The sequence below is a fragment of the Nocardioides sp. F233 genome (assembly GCF_057813895.1).
Map to the genome: position 1 here is coordinate 295,456 of NZ_JBVASH010000004.1, position 15,344 is coordinate 310,799.

At 71.5% G+C, this 15,344-nt stretch carries 18 protein-coding genes and 1 pseudogene; 15 read left to right on the forward strand and 4 right to left on the reverse strand.

Annotated features, from left to right (window positions below; translation table 11 throughout):
- Positions 1-5: 5 nt before the first annotated feature.
- Complete coding sequence (locus tag ACZYRU_RS17390; RefSeq protein WP_488958350.1) at positions 6-797, reverse strand: histidine phosphatase family protein; 792 nt, start codon at positions 795-797, stop codon at positions 6-8.
- A gap of 122 nt (positions 798-919) precedes the next feature.
- Positions 920-1,198: a hypothetical protein gene (locus ACZYRU_RS17395; RefSeq protein ID WP_488958351.1), complete on the reverse strand. Its 279-nt coding sequence runs from the start codon at positions 1,196-1,198 to the stop codon at positions 920-922.
- 68 nt (positions 1,199-1,266) lie between these two features.
- Here ACZYRU_RS17395 and ffh point away from each other — a divergent pair, with 68 nt between their 5' ends.
- From ffh to ACZYRU_RS17470, 15 genes and pseudogenes are all read left to right on the forward strand, one after another.
- On the forward strand, positions 1,267-2,835 hold the full coding sequence (ffh, locus tag ACZYRU_RS17400; protein WP_488958352.1) for a signal recognition particle protein: 1,569 nt from the start codon (positions 1,267-1,269) through the stop codon (positions 2,833-2,835).
- Positions 2,832-3,197, forward strand: coding sequence for an NYN domain-containing protein (locus tag ACZYRU_RS17405; RefSeq protein ID WP_488958353.1), 366 nt, complete (start codon positions 2,832-2,834; stop codon positions 3,195-3,197). Before ffh ends, ACZYRU_RS17405 begins: the two co-directional genes overlap by 4 nt.
- A gap of 50 nt (positions 3,198-3,247) precedes the next feature.
- The gene (locus ACZYRU_RS17410; RefSeq protein ID WP_488958354.1) at positions 3,248-4,330 is read left to right on the forward strand and encodes an amidohydrolase family protein; all 1,083 of its coding nucleotides are present in this window, start codon (positions 3,248-3,250) and stop codon (positions 4,328-4,330) included.
- Positions 4,331-4,422: 92 nt separating this feature from the next.
- On the forward strand, positions 4,423-6,306 hold the full coding sequence (locus tag ACZYRU_RS17415; protein WP_488958355.1) for a S8 family serine peptidase: 1,884 nt from the start codon (positions 4,423-4,425) through the stop codon (positions 6,304-6,306).
- Complete coding sequence (locus ACZYRU_RS17420; protein WP_488958356.1) at positions 6,303-7,004, forward strand: hypothetical protein; 702 nt, start codon at positions 6,303-6,305, stop codon at positions 7,002-7,004. The genes ACZYRU_RS17415 and ACZYRU_RS17420 overlap by 4 nt, the downstream gene beginning before the upstream one ends.
- Positions 7,001-7,882 carry an ATP-grasp domain-containing protein gene (locus tag ACZYRU_RS17425; protein ID WP_488958357.1) on the forward strand — a complete coding sequence of 294 codons (882 nt, stop codon included), beginning with the start codon at positions 7,001-7,003 and terminating at the stop codon, positions 7,880-7,882. The genes ACZYRU_RS17420 and ACZYRU_RS17425 overlap by 4 nt, the downstream gene beginning before the upstream one ends.
- A gap of 254 nt (positions 7,883-8,136) precedes the next feature.
- Entirely contained in the window at positions 8,137-8,670 is a 534-nt protein-coding gene (gene rpsP / locus ACZYRU_RS17430) for a 30S ribosomal protein S16 (RefSeq protein WP_488958358.1), read from the forward strand.
- Between the two features lie 4 nt (positions 8,671-8,674).
- Complete coding sequence (locus ACZYRU_RS17435) at positions 8,675-8,914, forward strand: RNA-binding protein (RefSeq protein ID WP_488958359.1); 240 nt, start codon at positions 8,675-8,677, stop codon at positions 8,912-8,914.
- Between the two features lie 83 nt (positions 8,915-8,997).
- Complete coding sequence (gene rimM / locus ACZYRU_RS17440) at positions 8,998-9,564, forward strand: ribosome maturation factor RimM (RefSeq protein ID WP_488958360.1); 567 nt, start codon at positions 8,998-9,000, stop codon at positions 9,562-9,564.
- Positions 9,561-10,232 (forward strand): annotated as a pseudogene (gene trmD / locus ACZYRU_RS17445) (tRNA (guanosine(37)-N1)-methyltransferase TrmD); the annotation flags it as partial. The gene rimM and the pseudogene trmD, both read left to right, overlap by 4 nt.
- A gap of 93 nt (positions 10,233-10,325) precedes the next feature.
- Positions 10,326-10,712 (forward strand): GNAT family N-acetyltransferase, encoded by a 387-nt coding sequence (locus ACZYRU_RS17450; RefSeq protein ID WP_488958657.1) that lies wholly within the window; start codon positions 10,326-10,328, stop codon positions 10,710-10,712.
- 155 nt (positions 10,713-10,867) lie between these two features.
- Positions 10,868-11,230, forward strand: a complete 363-nt coding sequence (gene rplS, locus ACZYRU_RS17455; protein WP_488958361.1) for a 50S ribosomal protein L19 — start codon at positions 10,868-10,870, stop codon at positions 11,228-11,230.
- A 90-nt stretch (positions 11,231-11,320) separates the two neighbouring features.
- On the forward strand, positions 11,321-12,193 hold the full coding sequence (lepB, locus tag ACZYRU_RS17460) for a signal peptidase I (RefSeq protein ID WP_488958362.1): 873 nt from the start codon (positions 11,321-11,323) through the stop codon (positions 12,191-12,193).
- A gap of 22 nt (positions 12,194-12,215) precedes the next feature.
- Positions 12,216-12,893, forward strand: coding sequence for a ribonuclease HII (locus ACZYRU_RS17465; RefSeq protein ID WP_488958363.1), 678 nt, complete (start codon positions 12,216-12,218; stop codon positions 12,891-12,893).
- A 9-nt stretch (positions 12,894-12,902) separates the two neighbouring features.
- A complete protein-coding gene (locus ACZYRU_RS17470; RefSeq protein WP_141799600.1) occupies positions 12,903-13,211 on the forward strand; it encodes a DUF2469 domain-containing protein in 309 nt (102 codons plus the stop codon).
- Between the two features lie 168 nt (positions 13,212-13,379).
- Here ACZYRU_RS17470 and ACZYRU_RS17475 read toward each other — a convergent pair whose 3' ends face one another.
- On the reverse strand, positions 13,380-14,654 hold the full coding sequence (locus ACZYRU_RS17475; RefSeq protein WP_488958364.1) for a TadE/TadG family type IV pilus assembly protein: 1,275 nt from the start codon (positions 14,652-14,654) through the stop codon (positions 13,380-13,382).
- The gene (locus tag ACZYRU_RS17480; RefSeq protein WP_488958365.1) at positions 14,651-15,160 is read right to left on the reverse strand and encodes a TadE family protein; all 510 of its coding nucleotides are present in this window, start codon (positions 15,158-15,160) and stop codon (positions 14,651-14,653) included. Before ACZYRU_RS17480 ends, ACZYRU_RS17475 begins: the two co-directional genes overlap by 4 nt.
- Positions 15,161-15,344: the final 184 nt, after the last annotated feature.

The following is a 15,344-nucleotide window of genomic DNA, read 5'->3' on the forward strand; positions in this document are numbered from 1 at the left end:
GTTGGTCAGGAGAGCGGCGACGTCACCTGGGTGGCGACGCCGGTCACCGGGTCGACCTCGTAGTAGTAGTGCGGCGAACCGTCGCGGTTCGGCATGCTCGCCGGGTCGGGGCTGACGCCGAACGCGGTGCAGACCAGGGTGCCGTTGGGGTTGAGGTGGGCCTTGATCATCTCCGTGTTGCCCGGGAACCGCTCCGAGAACGGCAGCTGCGGCTTGTTGGCGCAGGTCTCGGGCAGCATCAGGCCGTAGATGCCGCCGTGGGCGACGACGACGCCGGTGCCGCGGTCGTTGCGGTGCTCGCGGGCGTACTGGGTCCGCCAGCGGTCCCAGCGCTGCTTGACGTCGTAGTAGTTCTCGGCGCCTCCGAAGCTGTTGCCACGGGTGGACGGGTCCAGCACCCAGCTGGCCAGGATCCCGCCCGCGACGCGCTCGTCCTTGGAGACGAGCTCGACCTCGCGGAGGTCCTCGTCGGCCAGCACCGGGACGTCGTGGTCCGCGGCGACACCGTCGGCGGTCTGGTAGGTCCGGACCATGATCGAGGAGTCGACCGACTCGATCGGCTGGTCGTGGAGGAACGTGACCAGCTTGGCCGCCTGCTGGATGCCGAGGGGCGACAGCTCCTCCTCCGGGACGGGGTAGGTGCTGTTGGCGTGGCGGACGAAGAGGATGTCGTAGCCGGAGTTCGCCAGCTGGGGCTTCGGGTCGGCGTCGGCGCCCTGCAGGCCCACCACGGCGGGCGTCGTGGCGAGGACGGCGATCGTCGCGGCGAGGGCGGAGAGTCGGGTACGGCGCTTCATGGTGCCTCCGGTCGGAAGTGGTACGGAGCGCCGAGCATCGGGAGGCGGGACTGCGCCGGGGCGTGGGGTCCCGGTGAGTGAGACCTGCGTCACGTTCGCCCGGGCTGCTGCCGGGTGTCCGGTCAGCGGGGCCGGCGCACCCTCGCCACGCCGGAGGCGAGGTCGACCCGGACCGGGCGGTCGTCGTCGTCCGGGTCGGGGGTGACCGTGCCCTGGTTGTCGTGGGACTTCAGGTCCCGGTCCGCGCGGGCCCGGGCAGGGTCGAAGACGTCGATGAAGCTGCCCATCCCGTCGGCCATGCCGCTGCCGGTCGGGCCGCCGTGGCGCAGTGTGCGGTGGCCGGCGACGAGCACCAGCACGAGCAGCAGGAAGCCTGCGCCGAGGAAGACGGCGACGGTCATGCTGGCGAGTGTAGATGGCTCAACTAGAGTGGAGCCCGCCGCTTTCCGTCTGCACCGAGGACTCGCTCTTGTTCGCCACACTGTCCGACCGCCTCAACGCGACCTTCAAGAACCTTCGCGGCAAGGGGCGGCTCTCCGAGGCCGACATCGACGCCACCGCCCGGGAGATCCGGATCGCGCTGCTCGAGGCCGACGTCGCGCTGCCGGTCGTCAAGGAGTTCGTCGCCGCGGTCAAGGAGCGCGCCCGTGGCGAGGAGGTCAGCGGTGCGCTGAACCCCGCCCAGCAGGTCGTCAAGATCGTCAACGACGAGCTGGTCGAGATCCTCGGTGGCGAGACCCGCCGGCTGCGCTACGCCAAGACCGGCCCGACGGTCATCATGCTCGCCGGTCTGCAGGGTGCCGGCAAGACCACCCTCGCGGCCAAGCTCGCGCTGTGGCTCAAGGACCAGGGCAAGACCCCGATGCTCGTGGCCTGCGACCTGCAGCGCCCGAACGCCGTCCAGCAGCTCCAGGTCAACGGCGAGAAGGTCGGCGTCCCGGTCTACGCCCCCGAGCCGGGCAACGGCGTCGGCGACCCGGTGTCGGTCGCGAAGGCCTCCATCGAGGAGGCCAAGCGCAGGCTCCACGACGTGGTCATCGTCGACACCGCGGGCCGCCTCGGCGTCGACGCGGAGATGATGGGCCAGGCCGCCGCGATCCGCGACGCCGTCCAGCCCGACGAGGTCCTCTTCGTCGTCGACGCGATGATCGGTCAGGACGCGCTGGTCACCGCACAGGCGTTCCTCGACGGTGTCGGGTACGACGGCGTCGTGCTCACCAAGCTCGACGGTGACGCCCGCGGTGGTGCCGCGCTGTCGATCCGCCAGGTCACCGGCAGGCCGGTCATGTTCGCCTCCTCCGGCGAGAAGATGACCGACTTCGACGTCTTCCACCCCGACCGGATGGCCTCGCGCATCCTGGACATGGGTGACGTCCTCACCCTGATCGAGCAGGCCGAGAAGGCCTTCGACCAGGAGGAGGCGCTCAAGGCAGCCGAGAAGCTCACCCAGGGTGACTTCACGCTCGACGACTTCCTCGCCCAGATGCAGCAGCTGAAGAAGCTCGGCTCGATGCAGAAGATCCTCGGGATGCTGCCCGGCATGGGCCAGGTCCGCGAGCAGCTCGAGAACTTCGACGACCGCGAGATCGACAGGATCGAGGCGGTCATCCGCTCGATGACGCCGGCCGAGCGCACCAACCCCAAGCTCATCGACGGTTCGCGTCGCGCCCGCATCGCCAAGGGTTCGGGCCGCAGCGTCTCCGACGTCAACACTCTCGTCGACCGCTTCTTCGAGGCGCGCAAGATGATGATGCAGATGGCCCGTGGCGGCGGCATGCCCGGAATGCCGGGCATGCCGGGCATGGGTGGCCCCGGTGGCGGCAAGCGGGTCAGCGCCAAGCAGAAGGCCAAGCAGACCAAGGGCAAGGGCGCGCGTCGCTCCGGGAACCCGGCCAAGGCCGCCCAGGACGCCGCCGCCGCGAAGGCGAAGGCTGCCGAGGCCACGCCGAACCCGTTCGGCATCGGCCAGGACATCGACTACGAGGCTGCTGCCGAGAACCTGCAGCTGCCGAAGGACTTCTCCAAGTTCCTGAAGTGAGCACGCTCATCGTCGACGGCGCCAACGTCGTCGGCGCGCGCCCGGACGGCTGGTGGAAGGACCGGGCGGGCGCGGCGGCACGCCTGCACGAGCAGCTCCTCGTGGCCGACGTCGAGTACGACGTCGTCGTGCTGGTCCTCGAGGGCCAGGCCAAGGGCGGCGTCCGGGCCGGTCGTGACGCGCACGTGCGGACGGTGCACGCCCCGAAGGACGGCGACGCGACGATCCTCGCCGAGGCCCGCAAGGCCGCCGAGAAGGGCGACCGGGTCGTGGTGGTGACCGCCGACCGGGCGCTGGACGCCCGGGTCCACGGCGTCGGTGCCACGACGCTCTCGCCCACCTGGCTGCTGTCCCACCTCTGACTCCCTTCGGGGGCATCGGTCGCGCGGCGGGCGTTGGTAGCGTCGCCCGCGTGAGTGCGCTGCGGTTCTCCGGTCCGGTCCTGCCCGACGGCGAGACGCGGGAGGTGTACGTCGTCGACGGACGGATCACCTACGAGCGCCCAGCCGGGCTGGAGGGCGCCGAGACCGCCGCCGAGGGCTGGATCGTCCCGGGCCTGGTCGACGCCCACAACCACCTCGGCCTCGAGGACGGGGGAGCGGTCGACGACGCCGAGATCGAGCGGACCGCCATCGCGGACCGCGACAACGGCGTGCTGCTCACCCGCGACTGCGGCTCCCCGGCCGACACCCGCTGGGTCCACGAGCGCGAGGACCTGCCCCGGCTGATCCGCTGCGGACGCCACGTCGCCCGCACCCGCCGCTACCTGCGCAACTACGGGGTCGAGGTCGAGCCCGACGGTCTGGTCGACACGATCGCCGAGCAGGCGCTCGACGGCGACGGCTGGGTCAAGCTGGTCGGCGACTGGATCTCCCGAGACGAGGGCGACCTGACACCGTCCTTCCCGGCCGACGCCCTCACCGCCGCGATCGAGGTCGCGCACGCGCAGGGCGCCAAGGTGACCGCGCACTGCTTCGGCGAGGACGCGATCGGCCCGCTCCTCGACGCCGGCATCGACTGCATCGAGCACGGCACCGGGCTCACCGCCGCCCATCTCGAGCAGATGGTCGCGCACGGCGTCGCGCTGGTCCCGACCGTGCTGCAGACCGCCAAGTTCCCGGAGTTCATCTCGGCCGCACGCGACAAGTTCCCGACGTACAGCAGCACCATGGAGACCCTCCTCGCCCGCCGCCAGGCGGTCCTGATGGACGCCTACGACGCCGGCGTGGCCCTCTACGTCGGCAGCGACGGCGGCGGCTCGGCCCGCCACGGCGTGCTCCACGAGGAGATCCTCGCGATGGCGGCGATGGGTCTGCCCAACGCCTATGTGCTCGGTGCCGCCTCGTGGCGCGGGCGCGCCTGGCTCGGCTGGAACCCCGGCCTCGATGAGGGCGACCCGGCCGACTTCGTGGTCTACCCCCGCGACCCGGTCGAGGACCTGTCGGTGCTCGCCGAGCCGTCGCGCGTGGTGCTGCGCGGCAAGGTCGTCGCCTGACGACCTCGCAATCCGGCGTATCAGGCACGCCACCCCCGGGCTCCTAGGAAGGAGCGACCACTCGGTCGCGCCCCCTCTCCAAGGAGCCCACCATGCACCGCTACCCCGAGCACCTCACGCACCCCTCCGGTGTGGAGCTCACCCCCAAGCCCGACCGCGTGCTGCTCTCGCCCCGCTCCGGCGGTCCCGCCGCCGCGGGCCAGGCCGACGTCCTCGACTCCCTCGGCCTGGTCCGCGAGGGTGCCGACAGCCAGGGCGGCCCGGCGGCCGCCGCCGACGACGGGGCGCGCAAGCAGCCCGCCAACGAAGGGCCGGACTTCCTCTTCGCGCGCACCGCCGACGGCGCCGATGTCGACGGCGACGCGATCGCCGCGGCCACCACGAGCGGCAGCGTCGCCTGGTCGTCGCCCGTCTACACGGCCGACTTCGGTGCCGGGGCCGAGGAGCTCGCGCCGGCCGCGGACGCCGTCGTGCTGCTGCACGCCGACGTCGCCGACCCGGACGACCTGGCCAAGGTCACCGCGCTCGGCCTGCAGCGCGACGAGGTCCGCTCGGCGCTCCTCGGCGACCACGACTACTTCACCGTGACCGACCCGGCCGCCAGCCCGGCCTACGACCTCACCGAGCGCATCGGCGAGGCGTTGGGGCGCCCGGTCGAGGTGCGCCTGGAGTGGGTGCCGGCGCGGGTGCCGGTGGCGTACACGCCCAACGACCCGATGTACGTCGACCAGTGGAACCTGCGCCAGATCCACGCCGGAGGTCCCGGCACCACCGGTTGGAACCTCACGACCGGCTCCTCGGCGGTGACCGTGGCGATCCTCGACGAGGGCGTCGAGCTCGGCCACCCCGACCTCGTCGGCGGCTTCCTGCACAACGGCATCAACCTCGGCACCATGTCCGGCACCGGCGCCCCGACCGGCAACCACGGCACCGCCTGCGCCGGCATCGTCGGTGCCCGCATCGGCAACGGCGTCGGCGTCTCCGGGCTCGCGGGCGGCTGCCGCCTGCTGCCGATCGCGTTCTCGCGGTGGACCGACACCGAGGTCGCGGCCGGCCTGCGCTACGCCCGGATGCAGGGCGCCCAGGTCGTGTCGATGAGCTTCGGGTGGAACGCGTGGAGCCACGCGGTGATCGACCCGGCGATCCAGGAGGCGTTCAACGCCAACATGGTCATGTGCGTCGCCACGCACAACCAGAACCTGGCCAACGGCATCACCTACCCGGCGACGAACCCGCTCGTGATCGCGGTCGGCGCCAGCGACCAGGTCGACAACCGCAAGTCGCCGACCAGCCCGGACGGCGAGCAGTGGGGCGCCAACTACGGCCCGCAGATCTCGGTGGTCGCCCCCGGCGTCCGGATCCCGACCACCGACCGGCTCGGCGCCAACGGCTACACGGGCACCGACTACACCGGCACCTTCAACGGCACGTCGGCCGCGACGCCGCACGTGGCCGCGCTCGCCGCGCTGATCCGGTCGCGGAACTCCTCGCTCAGCAACGTGCGGGTCCGCCAGATCATCGAGACCACCGCGGACAAGACCGGCACCGTGGCGTACGCCAACGTCTCGGGCCACCCGAACGGCACCTGGAACGAGCAGACGGGCTACGGCCGGATCAACGTGTACGACGCCCTGGTGGCGGCCAGCCGGATCGTCAAGCGGTTCCACTTCGAGGACGACCTGATGAAGCACGTGCGCGACGACGTGTTCGAGAAGCGGTTCAAGGAGATCCGCGAGATCGACATCTACAAGCGCGCCGGCCGCGAGATCGACCACCTCGACCCGGGCGACCTGGTCATCAACCCGGTGATCGACGAGCGGGAGGGTCTCGAGGAGGTCATCCAGCGCCTCGACCGGATCGAGCGGGTCGTCGGCAGTCTCGGCGCCCCGTTCGTCGGGGCCGAGGACCGGCCCGACGTGTCCGGTGAGGTGGTCGAGGCCGCCCTCAACGGCGCCCACGCCGAAGGGGCGTCGTGATCCTGGTCCTCGCCTCCGAGCGGGACCCCGGGGCCGCGGCCCTGGTCGCGGGGTGGGCGGGCGCACGCCTGCTCACCCCGGCGGACCTGTCGCTGCCCGGCTGGGAGCTCGCGGCGGGCCCGTCCTCCCGGACGGGCCCGTCCGCGGGCCGGGGGATCGCGGACGGCGAGCCGTTCACCGATGACCGGGTGCGCTGTGTGGTCTCGCTGCTCGCCGGTGTCGAGGCCGGGGACCTGGCCTGGATCGCCGAGGAGCACCGGACGTACGTCGCCGGCGAGATGACCGCCTTCCTCGGGCACTGGCTCGAGACGATCGGCGACCGCTGCCTGGTCGCGCCGTCCCACGCCAGCCTCGCCGGTCCCTGCCTGCCGACGTCCGTGTGGGCGGCGTCCGCGGGCCTGGCGATGACCGACGACGAGGAGCCGGTCGCCCCTGTCGTGGTGACCGTGGTCGGCGGCGAGGTGTTCCGGGTCGCGGGCGACGGCCCCGCCCCGAGCGCCGAGCTGCGCCGCCGCCTGGTGCGGATGGCGATCACCCGCGCAGCGCCGCTGCTGACCGCAGTCGTCGACCTCGGCGGTGGTCGTGCCCTCCCGCGGCTGCACGCGGTGTTGCCGGCACCCCTGGCCCGGACCGCCCCGGTCCGCGCTGCGATCCGCACCCAGGTCCGCCGGGTGATCGGCGTGGAGGTGGCGTCGTGATCGTGCTGCACGGCTTGCGGACCGACACCCCGCTGGACGACGTACGCCGGGCGCTCGCGGACCGCGGTACGCCGTACCTCTTCGTGGACCAGGCTGCCTGCGCCGACACCGTGGTCGAGCGGACCGAGGAGGGGCTGGTCCTGCTCGTCGGTGGTCGCGAGGTCGTGGTCGAGGACGTGCGGGGGATCTACCTGCGGCCCTACGACCTCGGCGACGCCGTCGACGCGGCGGAGCGGGTCCGGCTCCTACGGCTCGCGACGGACCTGCGCGAGTGGGCCGAGTCCGCACCGGAGTCGGTGCGGGTCGTCAACCGGCCCTCCGCCGGACTCAGCAACCACTCCAAGCCGCGCCAGTCCCGCGCGATCGCCGCGGCCGGGTTCGCCGTACCGGAGACGTTGCTGACCACCGACCCGGAGGCCGCGGCCGCCTTCGTCGCCCAGCACGGCCGGGCGATCGTGAAGTCGATCAGCGGCACCCGCTCCATCGTGCGCACGCTCGGTCCCGGCGACGACTTCACCGCGGTCCGCTGGTGCCCGACCCAGCTGCAGCGGTTCGTCCGCGGTGCGGAGTACCGCGTGCACGCCGTGGGGGAGCGGCTGTTCGCGAACCGGATCCGGACCGAGGCCGTCGACTACCGGTACGGCGGCTTCAGCCTCGAGCCCGCCGACCTTCCGGACGTCGTCGCCGAGCGCTGCCGGGCGCTCACCGCCGCGCTCGGGCTCGAGCTCGCGGGCATCGACCTGCGCTTCGGCGAGGACGGACGCTGGTACTGCTGGGAGGTGAACACGTCGCCGGCGTACACCTGCTTCGACACCGACGACCGGGCCATCGCCACCGCCCTCGCCGAGCACCTTGCGCAGGGTCCGGTCCAGGGGTGAGCCTCGATCCACCGATGCGCCGCGTCGTGAGCGTGCCCATCCGGTGAGGCGCAGCAGCGGGGAGTCGGTGGTTCGAGGCTTAGGGTGGATTCGTGCCGTACGTCGGGCGTCTGGCAGACTGTCCGACTGAGTTCTGCGACTTCCGGTCCCTCTCTACCGGTGGTGGCAGAACCCGTCCGAGTCCGGGCGCCGGTGTTCCCCACCTGGTCGTCCCTGGCTCACCCACCACCAGTTCTCAAGGAGACACCACAAACGTGGCCGTCAAGATTCGTCTGAAGCGCCTGGGCAAGGTCCGGGTCCCGCAGTACCGCATCGTCATCGTCGACTCGCGCAAGAAGCGCGACGGCGCGGTGATCGAGGAGATCGGCAAGTACCACCCCAAGGAGGACCCGTCGTACATCGACGTCGTCTCCGAGCGGGCGCAGTACTGGCTGGGCGTCGGCGCGCAGCCGTCGGAGGCCGTCGAGGCCATCCTCAAGGTCACCGGCGACTGGCAGAAGTTCAAGGGCATCGATGGCGCCGAGGGCACCCTCAAGGTCAAGGAGCCCAAGCGCGACAAGCTCGAGATCTTCAACGAGGCCCTCAAGGAGGCCGCCAGCGAGCCCAAGGCTTCGGCGACCACCGCGAAGAAGAAGGCCGAGAAGAAGGCTGACAAGGTCGAGGCCCCCGCCGACACCGCCGAGGCCAAGGCCGAGGTCGAGGAGCTCGTCGAGAACCTCGCCGCCGAGGAGCAGGCCGCCGACGTGGCTGCCCTCGCCGACGCCCCGGCCGAGACCCCCGAGGCCTGAGCCGATGCTGGCTGACGCGCTGGAGCACCTCGTCCGCGGAGTGGTCGACCACCCCGACGACGTCGTCGTGCGCGACAAGCAGCTGCGCCGCGGCGCCGTGCTCGAGGTCCGGGTCCACCCCGACGACCTCGGCAAGGTGATCGGTCGCAACGGTCGCACCGCGACCGCGTTCCGCACCGTGATCTCCGCGATCGCCGGCAACAGCAGCGCCCGGATCGACTTCGTCGACACCGACCGCCGCTGAACCCAGCACCACACCGAACGGGCGTCTCCCTCAGGGAGGCGCCCGTTCGGCGTTCCCGGGGCGGTGGCCCTAACCTCGGACGCGTGGAGAGCATCGAGGTCGTCGTCGGCCGGATCGGCAAGCCGCACGGCATCCGGGGCGAGGTGACCGTCGACGTCCGCACCGACGAGCCGGAGCGCCGCTACGCCGACGGTGCCGTGCTCGACGTCGAGGCGCCGCGCGGCTCGGCGTTCGCTGCCCGCACCCTCACCGTGAGCCGCACCCGTTGGCACCAGGGCGTGCTGCTCGCGACCTTCGCCGAGCTGTCCGACCGCAACGCGGCCGAGGCCGCGCGGGGCGTGGTGCTGCGGGCCGTCGTACCTGCCGACGAGAGCCCGGACGACCCGGAGGAGTTCTACGACCACCAGCTCGTCGGCCTCGCCGCCCACGACCTCGAGGGCACGCACCTCGGCGAGGTGGTCGGTCTCACCCACGGCGCCCAGGACCTGCTCCGGATCAGGACGCTGGACAGCCGTGAGGCGCTGGTGCCGTTCGTGACCGCGCTGGTGCCCGAGGTCGACGTCGCCGGCGGCCGCGTGGTCATCGCGGACCGGCCCGGCCTGGTCACGCCGTTCCCCGACGACGAAGCGGACGAGGGCGACGACGCGTGAGGCTCGACTACCTCACCATCTTCCCCGACTTCTTCGCGCCCCTGGAGCTCTCGCTGCCGGGCAAGGCGGCGGCGAGCGGGCTGCTCGACTTCGCTGTCCACGACCTGCGGGACTGGACCCACGACCGGCACCGCAAGGTCGACGACACCCCGTACGGCGGCGGCGCCGGCATGGTGATGAAGCCCGAGCCGTGGGGTGAGGCGTTCGACGAGCTGCTCGTCCCGGGCGCGACCGTCATCTTCACGACCCCGTCGGGGGAGCCGTTCGACCAGCGCCTGGCCGAGGAGCTCGCGACGCGCGAGCGCCTGGTCTTCGCGTGCGGGCGCTACGAGGGCATCGACCAGCGGGTCATCGACCACGCCCGCGAGATCGCCGAGGTCCGCGAGATCAGCCTGGGTGACTACGTCCTCAACGGCGGCGAGGTCGCGGCGCTCGCGATCACCGAGGCCGTCGTCCGCCTGCTGCCGGGCTTCATGGGCAACGCCGAGTCGCTGGTCGAGGAGTCGCACGCCGAGGGCGGGCTGCTGGAGTACCCCGTCTACACCAAGCCGCCGGAGTGGCGCGGCCACGAGGTCCCCGCTGTGCTGCGCTCGGGCGACCACGGCAAGGTCGCGAACTGGCGCCACGAGCAGGCCGTACGACGGACGGCCGAGCGCCGCCCGGACCTCCTGGCGCCGTCCGTGCTCGACGACGGCACCCCGATCGTGCGGGCCACGCCCGGCGACGCGGGCGAGATCCTCACCCTCCAGCGGGCCTGCTGGGTGCAGGAGGCGCAGGCCAACGACACCCTCGACATCCCGGCCCTGCAGGAGTCGCTCGACGACGTCCGCGCGTGGCTGGGGGAGTGGGACACCTGGGTCGTGCGGCGCGCCGGACGCCTGGTGGGTGCCGTGCGCGGTCGGCTCGAGGGCGAGCACACCTGGGACATCGGCCGGATCATGGTCGCGCCGGACCTGCAGGGCAGCGGGCTCGGGCGGGTCCTGCTCGAGCACATCCAGGCCGTGGCGCCGGCCGGCGTGACGTCGTACTTCCTGTTCACGGGGGCGGCGAGCGCCCGCAACCAGCGCCTGTACAAGAAGGCCGGCTTCCGGCTGCGCACCGACCTCCCCGCTCCGCCGCACACGGTGGTCCTCACCAAGCGTCACTGACTGCGCCGGCTTTTGGGGCGCCGGTCCCGGCTGTGCGAGGATTGCTGGTCGGTGTCACGGACGCTTCTGCCACAGGGGAATCGCCGATCGTGACGCTCTCATCCGTTTCCATCACCACCACCGCGGCTGACCTGTGCGCATTCGCGAGGAGAATCATGAGCAACCCCACCCCCGCCGTGGTCACCGACCTCGGCAACGCCGCCAAGCGCTCCGACGTCCCGGCCTTCCGCGCCGGTGACACCGTCAAGGTCCACGTCAAGGTCATCGAGGGCAGCCGCTCGCGTGTCCAGGTGTTCCAGGGCGTCGTGATCCGCATGCACGGTGCCGGCATCGGCCGTACCTTCACCGTCCGCAAGGTCTCCTTCGGCGTCGGTGTCGAGCGGACCTTCCCGCTCCACTCGCCGATCTTCGAGTCCATCGAGGTCGTCACCCGCGGTGACGTGCGTCGCGCGAAGCTCTACTACCTGCGCAACCTCACCGGCAAGAAGGCCAAGATCAAGGAGCGCCGCGAGGTCTGACCTCTGCGAGAAGCGCTACCACGAAGGCCCGACCGGAAACGGTCGGGCCTTCGTGCTTCCTGCGTGGGCCGTGCTCCTAGAGTGTGTCTCGTGACGACCGACGACCCCGCCGCGGAGCCCGCCGCCCAGGTCCCCGACCCGAAGGCGACCGACGAGGCAGGCTCCCGGTCCTCCTCAGCCCCGCGCAAGCACCTGCCGGTGTGGCAGGAGAGCATCCTGCTGCTCGCGGTGGCGCTGGGCCTGGCCGTCGTCATCAAGGCGCTGTTCGTCCAGGCCTTCTACATCCCGTCGGAGTCGATGGAGCCGGGCCTGGTCAAGAACGACCGGATCCTGGTCCAGAAGGTCTCCTACTGGTTCGGTCGTACGCCGAAGCGCGGCGACGTCGTCGTCTTCCAGGACCCGGGCGAGTGGCTCGGGCCGACCGACAGCCAGGGCCCCACCGGTGTCGCGAACCTGCTGTCCAAGGTCGGGCTCTACCCGACCGGCGGCCACCTCGTGAAGCGCGTCATCGGCACCGAGGGCGACGTGGTCGAGTGCTGTGACGCCCAGGGCCGGATCAAGGTCAACGGCAAGCCCATCGACGAGACCGAGTACCTCGCGAAGAACCCCGGGCAGTGCAACGCCGAGATCGACGACTTCATCAGCGAGCGCGAGACCGGTCTGTCCCAGCCCTGCGACTGGATCATCGGGCCGATCCCGCAGGGCAAGCTGCTCGTCCTCGGTGACAACCGCGGTCACTCCGCCGACTCCCGGGCGCACCTGTGCACCCCCGGCGAGGATCCCTGCACGCAGAGCCCGTGGGTCGACACCGACCTCGTCGTCGGCAAGGTCTTCACCCTGATCTGGCCCCGCGACCGCTGGCGCTGGATCAGCCGCCCCGAGGTCTTCGACAGCGTCCCCGACAGCCCGCCGGCCGACCTGCTGGAGAAGGCGAAGAAGGCCGACACCGTCCCGGGCAACTGACCTCGGAGGGAGAGCACAGGGCATGTCCACGCTGCCCAGGGGAGCGACGGTACGGCGTGACGCCGGCATCTACGGCTACGAGCGCGCCCTGCGCCGGCACGGGTTCGAGCCGATCGCCGGGGTCGACGAGGCCGGCCGCGGGGCCTGCGCCGGCCCGCTCGTGGCCGGGGCGGCGATCCTGCCCGCCGGCAAGGCCGGCATCGTCCCCGGCCTCGCCGACTCCAAGCTGCTGACCGCGGCCGCCCGCGAACGCTGCTACGACCAGGTCGTACGTCGGGCGCTCGCCTGGTCGGTCGTGGTGATCCCGCACGACGAGTGCGACCGCCTCGGCATGCACGTCGCCAACGTCCAGGCGCTGCGGCAGGCCGTGGCGAAGCTGGACCTGCCGGCGTCGTACGTGCTCACCGACGGGTTCCCCGTCGACGGCCTCGGCGTCCCCGGGCTCGCGGTGTGGAAGGGCGACCGGGTGGCGGCGTGCGTCGCCGCCGCGTCGGTGCTCGCGAAGGTCACCCGGGACCGGATCATGCTGGACCTCGACGAGCAGTGGCCGGCGTACGACTTCAAGACGCACAAGGGCTACATCACCGCCACCCACACTGCGGCCCTCGACGAGCACGGCCCCTCGCCGATCCACCGGATGCGGTTCGTCAACGTGCGACGCGCGGCGGGACTCGAGCCGCTGCCGGGCGGCGAGGGCTAGGGTGGGATCGTGAGTGCAGAGGAGCTCGAGAAGTACGAGACCGAGCAGGAGCTGAACCTCTACCGGGAGTACCGCGACGTCGTCGGCATCTTCAAGTACGTCGTCGAGACGGACCGCCGCTTCTACCTGTGCAACTCGGTCGACGTGAAGGCCCGCTCCGAGGGCGGCGACGTCTTCTTCGAGGTCACCATCGCCGACGCCTGGGTCTGGGACATGTACCGCCCGGCGCGCTTCGCCAAGAACGTGAAGGTGCTGACGTTCAAGGACGTCAACGTCGAGGAGCTGGCGACCTCCGACCTGGAGCTGCCGAAGCCTTGATCCCTCGGTGGGTGGCGTAGCGAGCGCCGCCCCAGGGGTGTGATCGCAAGGCGTGGGCGCGACGACGTGCTTGTCCGCCCTTCGAGCGTCCGCAACGCAGCGAGCGCGCCGCTGGGGTGGCGCGCAGTAGCCACCCACCGAGGGATCAAGGCTGTGTCTTGAGGCGGCTCAGCCGCTGAGGTGCAGGCCCGACGGTGGCCGGCGCCACTCGCGGTCCAGACCGTTGGTCACCTTCAGGTGGGAGTTCTGGCCGTTCATGTAGAGGTCGTTGACGACGATCGAGCCGCTGGTCACGCCGTTGCCCGAGTTGCCGTTCGCGTAGAGCATCGAGCTCAGCGCGTAGATGCTGCCGAAGATGTTGGTCTGGCCGTTGCCCTGCACGTGGACCGGGCTGGTGTTGTGCCGGTCGTAGACGATGGCGAGGTCGCTGAAGCCGAGCGCTCCGGCCGTCAGGCTCAGCTCGTTTCCGTTGCTGGCGTCGAACTGGCCGCCGGCCTCGCCGGTCGTGGCGCAGAACCGCGGTGCGGTGGGCGTGCCGCACACGACGTACAGGGTCACGCCCGTGCCACGGAAGACGGTGTTGTTGCCCATGTCCCAGGTGCCGGTCAGGACGTACAGCCCGGGGGTCAGCACGCAGGTCTCGTTGTTGCCGAAGGTCCGGGACCCGTAGACGCCCGGTCCCTGCGTGCAGGGGTTGGTCAGTGCCGGCCCTGAGGGAGCCGGGAGGACCATGCCTGCGAGCGGGTCGCCCATCTTGGTGGCGACGTGCTCGGCGGGTGGGTCGTAGTTGCCGGTGGCCGTGTTCTCGACGGTGATCTCGTTGCCGTCGCCGATCGCCTCGACGATGCCGTTGGGTCCGGTCGAGACGCTGCCGTTGAAGTGCACGCTGCTCGCCGTGACCGTGGCGTCGCCGTTGCCGAGGGTGTGCGTCCCGTCTCCGAGCACGCACAGCGAGCACTTGAAGACCACGCCCGGGTCGAGGGTCGCGGTCGCTGTCGCGCCGATGTGGAACTCGCTGACCCCCATCAGGCCGGCGAGCGCCGTCTTCACCGTGCGGTCCGGAACCCGCACCCGGACCCGGCTCGGGCGGTCCTGGTCGTCGAAGGAGATGCACTGCGAGACGGGTGCGTACGTCAGGTGCCCCGGGTCCTTGCAGGACCCCCACGACGCGGCGGCGACGCCGAAGTTGTCGGCGGCGTAGGCCTGTGCAGCGGCGCTCGCCACGGCGACCTGGGCCTGACCCTCGTCGTCGTAGAGCACGTTGCCGGCCGCGAGCGCCGAGGCGTCTGCCGCGTTCTGGGCCTGGCCGCGGACGTCACGGGCCAGGCCGAGGTCGATGACGAGGGAGGCGGCCATCAGCAGCACGACGGCGATCAGAGCGGTCAGGACGGCGACGACACCGCGCTCGTCGGTCGTGTCCCGGCGGCTCGGGCGGCGGCTCACTTGCACCACGCCCAGCTCTGCCCGGTCGGCACGGCCTCGGCGGACCCGGTCCCGCTGGGCTTGGTGGTGTCCTCCTCGATCGACATCCGCAGGCTCGCCCGGACGTAGCCGCCGTTGGGCATCGGCAGCATGCCGAAGTCGCCGCGCGACCGGACCAGGACGCAGACCTGGAGGAGGTTGCCGCGCGCCCAGCCGTCGGGCGCGGAGATCTTCACGTAGGTGTCTGCAGGTGCCCGGTCGACCATCGTCTCGACGGTGCACGAGATGCCGGGCCAGCCGAGCGTCGTACTGCAGCCGGAGGAGGTCTTTCCGACCACCGACATCCGGGCCGTCTCGCGCACGCCCTGGTTGGCATTGAGCGAGTCGTCGAAGTACAGGCCGTACTGGAGGATCCCGAAGACGATCATCACCAGCAGGCCGCCGACGAGGGCGAACTCCACCGCGGCGGCACCGCGCTCGTCGCCGGTCACGCCGGCGCGACGCGCACGTCGTCGTCCCAGAGCCATGTCTGCCTCCCCCTCGTCGGCCCGAGCCGACCGAACTCCCAGTTCGATTGTCGGCACCGGGACCGCCCGAGCGAAGCCCGAACGGGGGTCATTTCCCCGCTGGGCGCGAAGTCGGGTCGACCGACAGGGACCCCCGTGACGACGTGGCACCATGGGCGGGACCTGAACGGGTGAGGCTCCTGAG

What these genes read in the sequence shown, in the direction of transcription:
- ACZYRU_RS17390 (WP_488958350.1), bottom strand. Translation starts at nt 797, where the DNA reads ATGAAGCGCCGTACCCGACTCTCCGCCCTCGCCGCGACGATCGCCGTC.
- ACZYRU_RS17395 (WP_488958351.1), bottom strand. Translation starts at nt 1,198, where the DNA reads ATGACCGTCGCCGTCTTCCTCGGCGCAGGCTTCCTGCTGCTCGTGCTG.
- ACZYRU_RS17415 (WP_488958355.1), top strand. Translation starts at nt 4,423, where the DNA reads ATGCACCGCTACCCCGAGCACCTCACGCACCCCTCCGGTGTGGAGCTC.
- ACZYRU_RS17435 (WP_488958359.1), top strand. Translation starts at nt 8,675, where the DNA reads ATGCTGGCTGACGCGCTGGAGCACCTCGTCCGCGGAGTGGTCGACCAC.
- rplS (WP_488958361.1), top strand. Translation starts at nt 10,868, where the DNA reads ATGAGCAACCCCACCCCCGCCGTGGTCACCGACCTCGGCAACGCCGCC.
- ACZYRU_RS17465 (WP_488958363.1), top strand. Translation starts at nt 12,216, where the DNA reads ATGTCCACGCTGCCCAGGGGAGCGACGGTACGGCGTGACGCCGGCATC.
- ACZYRU_RS17480 (WP_488958365.1), bottom strand. Translation starts at nt 15,160, where the DNA reads ATGGCTCTGGGACGACGACGTGCGCGTCGCGCCGGCGTGACCGGCGAC.